This window comes from Microterricola pindariensis, from assembly GCF_002936985.1.
GTDB lineage: Bacteria > Actinomycetota > Actinomycetes > Actinomycetales > Microbacteriaceae > Microterricola > Microterricola pindariensis.
In genome coordinates, this window is sequence record NZ_MPZN01000089.1 from 1 (window position 1) to 10,762 (window position 10,762).

Annotated in this window: 8 protein-coding genes and 1 pseudogene; 4 read left to right on the plus strand and 5 right to left on the minus strand. The window is 69.3% G+C overall.

Translation table 11 applies throughout. The features are described 5' to 3' along the window. From GY24_RS16050 to GY24_RS16065, 4 genes are all read right to left on the minus strand, one after another. On the minus strand, positions 1 to 1,303 hold a 1,303-nt coding region (locus GY24_RS16050; RefSeq protein WP_104477493.1), incomplete at its 3' end, for a cbb3-type cytochrome c oxidase subunit I. A 3-nt stretch (positions 1,304 to 1,306) separates the two neighbouring features. Beyond that, positions 1,307 to 2,194, minus strand: a complete 888-nt coding sequence (gene ctaC, locus GY24_RS16055) for an aa3-type cytochrome oxidase subunit II (protein ID WP_104477495.1) — start codon at positions 2,192 to 2,194, stop codon at positions 1,307 to 1,309. Between the two features lie 226 nt (positions 2,195 to 2,420). Further along, positions 2,421 to 2,774: an iron-sulfur cluster insertion protein ErpA gene (erpA, locus tag GY24_RS16060; protein ID WP_104477497.1), complete on the minus strand. Its 354-nt coding sequence runs from the start codon at positions 2,772 to 2,774 to the stop codon at positions 2,421 to 2,423. Positions 2,775 to 2,870: 96 nt separating this feature from the next. Continuing rightward, positions 2,871 to 4,301, minus strand: a complete 1,431-nt coding sequence (locus GY24_RS16065; RefSeq protein ID WP_104477499.1) for a dipeptidase — start codon at positions 4,299 to 4,301, stop codon at positions 2,871 to 2,873. A gap of 38 nt (positions 4,302 to 4,339) precedes the next feature. On the opposite strand from GY24_RS16065, the gene GY24_RS16070 reads away from it, so the two are divergent. Continuing rightward, positions 4,340 to 4,927 carry a DUF3043 domain-containing protein gene (locus tag GY24_RS16070; RefSeq protein ID WP_083363997.1) on the plus strand — a complete coding sequence of 196 codons (588 nt, stop codon included), beginning with the start codon at positions 4,340 to 4,342 and terminating at the stop codon, positions 4,925 to 4,927. A 67-nt stretch (positions 4,928 to 4,994) separates the two neighbouring features. On the opposite strand, the gene GY24_RS16075 is transcribed toward GY24_RS16070, so the two are convergent. Next, the gene (locus GY24_RS16075) at positions 4,995 to 6,065 is read right to left on the minus strand and encodes an alkaline phosphatase family protein (protein ID WP_233279423.1); all 1,071 of its coding nucleotides are present in this window, start codon (positions 6,063 to 6,065) and stop codon (positions 4,995 to 4,997) included. Positions 6,066 to 6,234: 169 nt separating this feature from the next. Here GY24_RS16075 and GY24_RS16080 point away from each other — a divergent pair, with 169 nt between their 5' ends. The 3 genes and pseudogenes from GY24_RS16080 to GY24_RS16090 all read left to right on the plus strand — a co-directional run. Further along, on the plus strand, positions 6,235 to 8,715 hold the full coding sequence (locus GY24_RS16080) for a DNA gyrase/topoisomerase IV subunit A (RefSeq protein ID WP_104477501.1): 2,481 nt from the start codon (positions 6,235 to 6,237) through the stop codon (positions 8,713 to 8,715). Between the two features lie 227 nt (positions 8,716 to 8,942). Beyond that, positions 8,943 to 9,920: a hypothetical protein gene (locus GY24_RS16085; protein WP_104477503.1), complete on the plus strand. Its 978-nt coding sequence runs from the start codon at positions 8,943 to 8,945 to the stop codon at positions 9,918 to 9,920. 159 nt (positions 9,921 to 10,079) lie between these two features. Beyond that, a pseudogene (locus tag GY24_RS16090) lies at positions 10,080 to 10,762 on the plus strand (hypothetical protein); the annotation flags it as partial.

Here is a 10,762-nt window from a genome sequence, read left to right on the forward strand (position 1 = left end):
AGAAGTGCCACTTGCCGAGACGCTCGTTGAGCATCTTTCCGGTCCACTTGGGCCACCAGAAGTAGAAGCCACTGAACATGGCGAACACGACGGTGCCGAAGACGACGTAGTGGAAGTGGGCGACGACGAAGTAGGTGTCGGAGACGTGGAAGTCCAGCGGCGGTGAGGCCAGGATGACACCGGTGAGGCCACCGAAGGTGAAGGTCACGAGGAAGCCGATAGCCCAGAGCATGGGGGTCTCGAACGTCAACGACCCTCGCCACATGGTGCCGATCCAGTTGAAGATCTTCACACCCGTCGGCACGGCGATGAGCATTGTCATCAGCGAGAAGAAGGGCAGCAGCACGGAGCCGGTGACGTACATGTGGTGGGCCCACACGGTGACGGAGAGGGCGGCGATCGCGATCGTCGCGTACACCAGCGTCTTGTATCCGAAGATCGGCTTGCGGCTGAACACCGGGAAGACCTCGGAGACGATGCCGAAGAACGGCAGCGCGATGATGTACACCTCGGGGTGGCCGAAGAACCAGAACAGGTGCTGCCAGAGGATGACGCCGCCGTTGGCCGGGTCGTAGATGTGCATCTCGAAGACGCGGTCGCCCGCTGCGGCCAGCATGGCGGCGGCGAGGACGGGGAACGCCATCAGGACGAGGATCGAGGTGACCAGCGTGTTCCAGGTGAAGATCGGCATGCGGAACATGGTCATGCCCGGGGCGCGCATCGTGATGATGGTGGTGATGAAGTTCACCGCACCGAGGATGGTTCCGAAACCGCTGAGGCCGAGGCCGAGCATCCAGAGGTTGCCGCCGAGACCCGGCGAGAACGTCGTGGACGCCAGCGGCTGGTAGGCGAACCAGCCGAAGGATGCCGCACCCTGCGGGGTGAGGAAGCCGGCGACGGCCATCAGGCTACCGAAGCTGAACAGCCAGTATGCGAAGGCGTTCAGTCGCGGGAACGCGACGTCGGGTGCGCCGATCTGCAGCGGCATGAGCACGTTGGCGAAACCGGCGAACAGCGGCGTCGCGAACATGAGCAGCATGATCGTGCCGTGCATGGTGAACAGCTGGTTGTACTGCTCCTTGGTGGCCACGATCTCGAGGCCCGGAGCGAACAACTGCGCGCGGATGATGAGAGCCATCACGCCGCCGATGCAGAAGTAGATGAACGAGGTGATCAGGTACATGTACCCGATGACCTTGTGGTCAGTGGAGGTGATCCACTTGACCATGATGTTGCCCTTGTGCTCGACCTTCGAGGCGCCGAGCGGCGCCGCGGTCGGAGCGGGTGCTGTGGTGGTGCTCATGGCCTAGTGTTCCTCCTTGAGCTCGGGCGCCCCGGTACCCGGCAGGTTCTGGTTGCGGTCGAATTCGAAGCCAAGCTGGCCTTCCTGACCGGCGTCGCGGAGCGACTGGATGTAGTCGTCGTACTCGGCCTGGGAAACGACCTCGACGTTGAAGAGCATGAGCGAGTGGTACTCGCCGCAGAGCTCGGCACACTTGCCCTTGTAGGTGCCCTCCTTGGTGGGGGTCACGTACATGTAGTTCGACTTGCCGGGGAACATGTCTTTCTTGTACAAGAAGTCGATGACCCAGAACGAGTGGATGACGTCGCGGCTGTCGAGACGGATCTCGATCTCCTTGTCGACGGGCAGGACGAGCGTCGGAAGTCCGGCCTCGTCGATGGCGCCGGGCTCGCCGCCGTCAGCGGGCTGTGCCTGGATGCCGGGCGAGTAGACGTCCTCGTCGGTGTAGTTGAAGTCCCACGCCCACTGCTTGGCCATGACCTGGACCTTGACATCGGGCTCCGCGTACGGCGTCTCGATGGCGGCCTGGTCACGTGCGGTGAAGGCGAAGAAGCCGAGCACGAGAATCAGGGGCACGATCGTGTAGAAAATTTCGATCGGCATGTTGTAGCGCAGCTGAACGGGAAGGCCAGTCTGGCCCTTCCGGCGGCGGTAGACGATGACGGCCCAGATGATGAGCCCCCATGTGATGAGGCCCACAATGAGCAGGACGATCCAGGATGTGGTCCAGAGACCAGACACCATTGAGGTGTTCGACGTGACAGGGTTTTCACCCTCCACGAATCCGGGGAGGAAGCCGTTGAGCTGTGCCTGGGTACACCCGGCAAGAACTACGGCTAACGTCGCTGCGATTGGAATTGCAGCCCATCGGAGTCGGCGATTGTTGCGCACCGGTGACCTTTCGGGAGACTCGAAGACACTTCACAGGGAAGTGCCATTGACCGTTTCTACCCTACTCCGGTCTGGGGCCGACATTGTGCATTTACACGGCGATGGCCCGGTCTTTTCACAAGAATCCGGGGTAGATCCCGCTTAAAACGCCTTGGGAGGGCATCCGCGTGGATGCCCTCCCAGGGAAGATGCGTTAGGACGCGCGTCGAGGCGCGGCCTGTGCCCGCTAGTGGAACGAGTCGCCGCAGGCGCAGCTGTCGCCGGCGTTGGGGTTGTCGATGGTGAAACCCTGCTTCTGGATGGTGTCCTCGAAGTCGATGGCGGCCCCGTCCAGGTAGGGCACGCTCATCTTGTCGACGATGACCTCGACGCCGTCGTAGTCGACGACCGCGTCGCCGTCGAGCATCCGCTCGTCGAAGTAGAGCTGGTAGATCAGGCCGGAGCAGCCGCCGGGCTGCACGGCAACGCGCAGCCGCAGGTCGTCGCGACCCTCCTGGCTGAGCAGGCTCTTCACCTTGGCTGCCGCCGCGTCGGAGAGGCCGACCTTGTGCTCGGCTGTCGGTGTGCTTGTGTCGGTCATGCTGCTCCCTGTTTCTGAGACCCAATGGGCATCTGAGACCTGATGGTCGTGAAATCTACTGAGATTCTACCTGCGTCAACCCGGAACGGGCTGTGCTCATTCCCGGGCGTTCAGGCGGGCCAGGAGCAGCGCCTCGCTGAGCACGGCCCGCTTGAAGACGCCGAGGTGCAGGGACTCGTTCGGGCTGTGCGCCCGCGAGTCGGGGTCCTCGACGCCGGTGACCAGGATCTCGGCCTGCGGGAACTCGCGCACGAGGTCGGAGATGAACGGGATGGAGCCGCCGATGCCGGTGTCGACGGGGTCGACGCCCCAGGCGTCCGCCATGGCCTGCTTGGCCTCGCGGACGGCCCAGCCGCTGGTGTCGACGAGGAACGCCTCCCCCATGTCCACCTCGCTGATGGTGAGCTCGGCCCCCCACGGCGCGTGCGCGCGCAGGTGTGCCTCGAGGGCGGCGAAGGCCTCGGATGCCGGCTGGCCCGGCGCCACACGGGAGCTGATCCGCACGCTGATCGCCGGGGCGAGCGTGTTGGAGGCGTTGGCGACGCTCGGCGCGTCGATGCCGGTGACCGTCACCGTCGGCTGCGCCCAGATCCGGCTGAGGATGCTGCCCCGGCCGATCGGCGAGACGCCCGGCAGCAGGCCGGTCTCGGCGCGCAGCTGCTCCTCCGAGTAGGCCGGCGTCTCGGTGTCGTGGCTGCTCAGGCCCTCGACCGCGACGGAGCCGTCGGCGTCGTGCATGCTGGCCAGCAGCCGGATCGTGGCGAGCATGGCATCCGGCACCGCGCCGCCGAACATGCCCGAGTGGGAGGCGTGCTCGAGGGTGCGCACCGTGAGCTTGAACGTGACGTTGCCGCGGAGGGCGACGGTGAGGGCGGGCGTGTTCACGTCCCAGTTGCTCGAGTCGGCGACGACGATGGCGTCGGCCTGCAGGGCGTCGCGGTTGTCGATCAGGAAGTTGGCGAAGGAGCGGGAGCCGAACTCCTCCTCCCCCTCGATGAACAGGGCGATGCCGAGGTCGAAGTCCTCCCCGACGGCCTCGACCAGGGCGCGGACGGAGGCGACGTGCGCCATCACGCCGGCCTTGTCGTCGGCGGCGCCGCGGCCGTAGAGCCGGTCGCCGCGGACGACGGGCTGGTAGGGCTCGGAGTCCCAGTCGGCGTCGTCCCCGGGGGGCTGCACGTCGTGGTGCGCGTAGAGCAGCACGGTGGGGCGGCCGTTCCGAGCGGCGCGGGTGGCGAGCACGGCGGGCTGGCCGAGCTGGCCGGCGTCATCGCCGTCGGCGATGGCCGACCGCTTGATCTGGACGGTCTCGAAGACGCCGAGCTCGCGCACGAGCGCCGCGACGGCCTCTGCGCTGGCCTGCACGTGGGCGGGGTCGAAGGCCGACCAGGCCACCGACGGGATCCGGACGAGGCTGGAGAGCTCGGCGATGGTGCGGGGAAGGTCCAGTTCGACGCTCTCGCGCACCGCCTCCTCAATCTGTGCCTGGCTGTGAGTGTTGGGGGGCGTCTGCGTGGTCTCGCTCATGCCGCTAATCTTAAGGGAACTGACTTCAAGGACTTGATGTGGCAAAGAACCAGGCCGGCAACGGCAGCGACCCTGTAACAAGCGACGTTCCCGCCGAGGAAGCCGCTCCCACCGTTGGCAAGGGCGCGCCAACCCCCACCCGCAAGCAGCAGGAGGCGGCCAACCAGCGCCCCCTCGTGGTCGGCGACCGCAAGGAGGCGGCCAAGGCCGCCCGTGCCAAGCAGGCCGAGGCGCGGGAGCGCGCCCGCATCGGCATGGCCAACGGCGAGGAGAAGTACCTCCCGATGCGCGACCGCGGCGTGCAGAAGCGTTACGTGCGCGACTACGTCGACGCCCGTTTCAGCATCGGCGAGTTCATGATCCCCGTCATGTTCCTCGTGATCATCCTCACCTTCATCCCCAGCCCAGAGGTGCAGACCTACGGCATCCTCGCGCTCTGGGCGTTCTTCATCGTCGCCGTCGTCGACAGCGTCATCCTGGGCTTCACGCTCACCCGCAAGCTCGCGGCCAAGTTCGGCAAGGACAAGGTCGAGAAGGTGCGCTGGTACGCGGCCATGCGCGCCCTGCAGCTGCGCGCGATGCGGCTGCCGAAGGCGCAGGTCAAGCGCTTCCAGTTCCCCGAGTAGGGAATCTCTGCGAGAAGGAGGCGGTCGCCCTGCGCGACCGCCTCCTTTTCTGTGTCCGGCCCTGCCCCTAGCGGGAGAACGCGCCCAGCCGCACCAGCGGGATGCGCATCTCCTCGTCGCTCAGCGAGCCGTGCTGGCCGATCATGCTGCGGCCGGAGCGGGTGATGTCGCGCGAGTCGTAGTAGGCGACGAGCTTGCGGGCGGCCACCAGCACGTCGCCGATGCGCGGCTCGGCCCGCGGGTCGACGTCGCCGAACAGGCCGTCGGCGATGGCCTCCGCGCGGGTGGAGACCCAGACCCGGTCGCCCTCGACGCGGCGCCAGCTCTCGGCGAGCTCGTCGGCCGCGGATGCCGGCAGGCCCGGCTCCAGGTACAGCTGCAGGCAGCGCGGCTCGCCGCCGACGTGCCGCACGCCCGCGATGAGCTCCGGCACGGTGTCGTAGAGCACGTGCTTGTCGACGGGCACGTCCACAATGCCGTGGTCGGCCGTCAGCAGCACGCCGACGCCCTTGCGGAGGCCGCCGGCGAAGCGGGCCAGCGCCGAGTCGAGCTTCTCCAACTCCCCCAGCCACTTGTCCGACTCCCAGCCCTTGGCGTGCGCCGCCATGTCGAGCTCGGCCACGTAGAGGTAGACGATGGCCCGCTCGGTGCTGTCGATGACGCGCTGGGCCGCGGCGAAGCGCTCCTCCAGCGTGTCGGCGCTGACGTAGCTCGCCCCGCGCAGCACGGCGTGGGTGAGCCCGGAGTCGGCGTACCGGGCGGTGCCGATCGCGAACGCCGGCACCCCGGCATCCTGCGCCTGCTCGAACACGGTGCGGCGTAGCTGCCAGCTCTCCGGGCGCATCTGGGCGTCCCAGCCCTTCAGCTGGTTGACCAGGCGGTCGTTGCCCGCGTCCAGCACGCTGTAGCCGACCATGCCGTGCTCCCCCGGCGCGCTCGCGGTGGTCAGCGTCGCGATGGCGGACGCGGTGGTGGCCGGGAAGACGCCCTCGATGACGTCGCTCTTGGCCATCCGGGAGGCGAGGAATCGGGCGTGGCCGGAACGGCTGCGGAGCGCGGAGGCGCCGAGGCCGTCCACGAGCAGGACGATGGCGTGGCTGCTCGCCGGCAGGCTCAGCGCATTCGGCTCGGCGCGCACACTCTGCAGGCAACTTTGGAGAACATCGGCAAGGCGGGGGCCGCGAGAAATGCGGGCGGGTAGCATGGGCATCGCGCCCAGTCTGGCATAAGCACACCCGACACGCTCAGGCGGCGCATTGCCCCGATTTCAGGTGCGGCCCGCCGCCCGGCACGACGAGAAACAACGGATGACCCGCAACAGTTCGAACACCACAGGCACTGGTTCCGACTTCACCGAGCGCATCGAGGACGTCGACGTCGCCACCGAGATGCAGGGCTCCTTCCTCGAGTACGCCTACTCCGTGATCTACTCGCGCGCCCTGCCCGACGCCCGCGACGGCCTGAAGCCCGTGCAGCGCCGCATCCTGTATCAGATGGCCGAGATGGGCCTGCGCCCGGACAAGGGCCACGTCAAGTCGGCCCGCGTCGTCGGCGAGGTTATGGGCAAGCTGCACCCGCACGGCGACACCGCCATCTACGACGCCCTGGTGCGCATGGCGCAGGCGTTCACCCTGCGGGTGCCGCTGGTGGACGGGCACGGCAACTTCGGCTCGTTGGATGACGGCCCCGCCGCGCCGCGCTACACCGAAGCCCGCCTGGCCGCCCCCGCGCTGGCCATGACGGAGGGCCTGGACGAGGACGTCGTCGACTTCGTCCCCAACTACGACAACCAGTTCATGCAGCCGGACGTGCTGCCGGCCGCCTACCCGAACCTGCTCGTCAACGGCGCCAGCGGCATCGCCGTCGGCATGGCCACGAACATGGCCCCGCACAACCTGATCGAGGTCATCGGCGCCGCCCGGCACCTGCTCGCCCACCCGAACGCCACGCTCGACGAGCTGATGGAGTTCGTGCCGGGGCCCGACCTGCCCACCGGCGGCACCATCGTCGGCCTGGCCGGCATCAAGGACGCCTACGCGACCGGCCGCGGCAGCTTCAAGACCCGCGCCCGGGTGAGCGTGGAGGCGATCACCGCCCGCAAAACCGGGCTCGTCGTGACCGAGCTGCCCTACCTCGTCGGCCCGGAGAAGGTCATCGAGAAGATCAAGGACGGCGTCAACTCCAAGAAGATCAGCGGCATCTCCGATGTCACCGACCTCACCGACCGCACCAACGGCCTGCGGCTGGTCATCGGCATCAAGACCGGGTTCAGCCCGGATGCCGTGTTGGAGCAGCTCTACCGGCTCACCCCGCTCGAGGACTCCTTCAACATCAACGCCGTCGCCCTCGTCGACGGCGGACCGCAGACGCTCGGCCTGCGCGAGCTCCTGCTGGTCTACGTCGACCACCGCATCAAGGTCGTCACGCGCCGCTCCGAGTACCGCCTCGCCCGCCGCCGCGAGCGGCTGCACCTGGTCGAGGGCCTGCTGGTGGCGATCCTCGACATCGACGAGGTCATCCAGGTCATCCGCGGCAGCGACGACACCGCGCAGGCCCGCACCCGCCTGATGGACGTGTTCGAGCTCAGCCTGATCCAGACCGACTACATCCTCGAGCTGCAGCTGCGCCGGCTCACCAAGTTCTCCCGGATCGAGCTGGAGGCCGAGGCCGACAAGCTCCGCGCCGAGATCGACGAGCTCGTCGCCCTGCTCGGCAGCAAGGCCGCCATCAAGGCGCTCGTCTCGCACGAGCTGGCCGAGGTCGCGGAGCGCTTCGGCACCCCCCGGCGCACCCTGCTCACCGACGCCCGGCCGAGCATCGCCGGCGCGGCGGCCAAGCGCGCGGCCGCGATCCTCGAGGTCGCCGACGTGCCCTGCCGGGTGTTCCTCAGCACCACCGGCAGGATCGCCCGCGTCGACCTGCCTGTCGGCGAGGAGGGCCAGGCCAGCATCACTCCCCCCGCCCGGCGCAGCAAGCACGACGCCATCCGCAGCTCCATCGACACGACGAGCCGCGCCGAGATCGGCGCCGTCACGAGCCTCGGCCGCGTCATCCGCTTCACGCCCGTCGACCTGCCGATGCTGCCGCCGACCTCGGTGCAGCTGGCGGCCGGCGTGAAGATCGCCGACTACCTCTCGCTGCCGAACAAGGCGGAGAAGGTGCTGGCGCTCGTCTCGCTGGAGTCCGACCGCTCGATCGCGCTCGGCACCAAGCAGGGCATCGTCAAGCGGGTCGCCGTCGGCGCCTACCCGAACAAGCCGGACTTCGAGGTCATCGGGCTGAAGCCCAAGGACGAGGTCGTCGGCGCCGTGCAGGGCGGTGAGGACGACGAGCTCGTCTTCATCACCTCCGACGCGCAGTTGTTGCGCTTCGCCGCGTCCTCCGTGCGCCCGCAAGGGTGCCCGGCCGGCGGCATGGCCGGCATCAACCTGGGCGCGGGAGCGCACGTCATCGCCTTCACCAGCGTCGATGCGGATGCCGCGGCCGAGGCCATCGTCGTCACCGTCGCCGCCGGCAGCGAGACCCTGCTCGGCATCGACCCCGGCAGCGCGAAGGTCAGCGACTTCTCGGAGTTCCCGGCGAAGGGACGCGCCACCGGCGGAGTGCGCGCACAGCGCTTCCTCAAGGGCGAGGACCAGCTCACGCTCGGCTGGGTGGGCACGCCGCCCGCCCTGGCGGTCGGGCCGGACGGGGCCGTGCGGGCGCTTCCGGACGGCGGCTCCAAGCGCGACGCCTCCGGCGTGGCGGTGGACTCCGTGATCGGCTCCATCGGCCAGCAGATCGGCTAGCGCCGGCGCCCCGGCGCCCCGGCGCCCCCGCGGCTCCAGCGCGCCCTGCGCCACTTCGTCGTCCTCCGCGCCCGCTCATGTGGCGCGGAGCCCGGCGAACTGGCGCAGGGCGAACGGGCCCTGGCCAGCGGCATCCGGTGTTCTCCACAATGCGCGTCGGCCGCAGCTCTCTCCCCAGACCGCGGATTCGCCCGTCGCGGGCTGCCACCGGGGAGCAGAATCCGGCCATGTCGAATCCACTTCCCACAACCCCCGACGGTCTCGTGCTCACTCGGGATGCGGAGGCAATCGGTCTCCGCGAGACGCTGCTCACCGCTCGGCACGCGGCGCGGCTGCTTCCGCTCCGGCGAGGCGTCTATGTCTCGGCCGAGGATGCCGCGGCGATGGGCCCGGTCGCCGGCTACCGGGCGATGACTCTCGCCGTCGGACTCCAGCGCCGCGCGCCGGTGTTCGCCGGGTTCTCGGCTGCCGTGCTGTGGGGCCTGCCGGTCGTCGGCACGGTGCCGGATGAGGTCTATCTGCTGGCGAGGGGCCCCTCCGGCCGACGGCGCAACGGCGTCGTTGAGTTCGCCCATCGTGACGCCGTGGGCATCGACGTGCAGGACGGGCTCCTGTTGACCTCGCTGCCCGACGCCCTGCTGGATGTTGCACGCACCTTTCCGCTCGCCACCGCACTCGTGATGGTGGATGCGGCGCTGCGCATCAACCGGTTCGACGCGGTGCCGCCCCGTGTCACGCCGGAGGAACTTGCCGCCGCGTTCGAGCGCAGGCTGCCGTTCCCCGGGAGCGCCAGGGTCAGGGCGGTCTTCGACCGCGGCACGAGCCTCGCCGAGAGCCCGCTCGAAACGGTCAGCCGAGTCCAGATCGAGGGGCTCGGCTTCCCCGCACCGGTGCTGCAGCACCCGGTGCGCCTGCCACGGAGTGGGCGCACGGTGTTCCTGGACATGGCCTGGCCGGAGTACGGAGTCTGGGGCGAGGCGGACGGCGACGGCAAGTACCTCGGAAACGCCGTGAGTGCGGGTGACCGGCGCTCCCCTGCGAGCATCGTGCTCGAGGAGAAGAAGCGCGAGAACGCGGTGCGCGCGGCGACGCGGTGGACCCCGACGCGCTGGGACTGGACGGAGGCGAACCGGGCGCAGCTGCTGCGGGCGATCCTGCTGGAGGCGGGCCTGCCGATCACCCGCCGCGCGCGGCGACTGCGCTGATCCGGTGCGCCTCTGCGCCAGTTCGTCGGGCTCCACGCCCCACTGTGTGGCGCGGAGCCCGACGAAGTGGCGCAAGGGGGCGCTTGACGACACCGGGCGCCGGGTGCATATTCGGGAAGAGGCCGTGCGCGTTGCCACGGCTGGCGAGGAGCCGCGACGATGCCCGAGCGCGCAGACAGCGGGCCCGGTCGCGCAGACAGCGGGCCCGAGCGCGCAGATCTGGGGCCCGGCCTCACCGCGTTCGCGGAACGCCGCTGGGAGGACGCCTGCACGCTGCTGAGCGACGCCGACCGGGCACAGCCGCTCGGCGCAACGCAGCTCGACCTGCTGGCCCGCGCCGCCGCGCTCTGCGGCCGTGACGAGACGGCGTTCGACGCGCTGTCTCGCGCCTACCACCGCTACCTCGACGCGCCAGAGCCGACGGATGCCGACGAGCTCCGTGCCGCCATGGCCGCCTTCTGGCTCGGCTACCGGCTCGGCTCGCTGCACGAGCGCGGCCGCTCACAGGCCTGGCTCGCCCGGGCCGCCGTGCTCGCCGGACGCCACGACGACTGCGTCGAACGGGGCTACCTGCTGCTGCCCGGCATCCACCACCTGCTGCACAGCGGGGACAGCGCCGGCGCGGCATCCGCGGCGAATGCCGTGGTGGGCATAGGCCTCCGTCACGGCGACGCCGCACTGCAGGCCCTGGGCACACAGCTGCGCGGGCGGGCCCTGCTCGATGCCGGCCACCGGACTGCCGCCGTCGACGCCTTCGGCGAGGCCATGCTGCTGGCGGCCGGAGAGGGCGTGTCGGAGCTGCCGCGCGGCCTGGTCTACTGCGCGGTGCTCGATGGCTGTCA

What these genes read in the sequence shown, in the direction of transcription:
- erpA (WP_104477497.1), bottom strand. Translation starts at nt 2,774, where the DNA reads ATGACCGACACAAGCACACCGACAGCCGAGCACAAGGTCGGCCTCTCC.
- GY24_RS16065 (WP_104477499.1), bottom strand. Translation starts at nt 4,301, where the DNA reads ATGAGCGAGACCACGCAGACGCCCCCCAACACTCACAGCCAGGCACAG.
- GY24_RS16080 (WP_104477501.1), top strand. Translation starts at nt 6,235, where the DNA reads ATGACCCGCAACAGTTCGAACACCACAGGCACTGGTTCCGACTTCACC.
- GY24_RS16085 (WP_104477503.1), top strand. Translation starts at nt 8,943, where the DNA reads ATGTCGAATCCACTTCCCACAACCCCCGACGGTCTCGTGCTCACTCGG.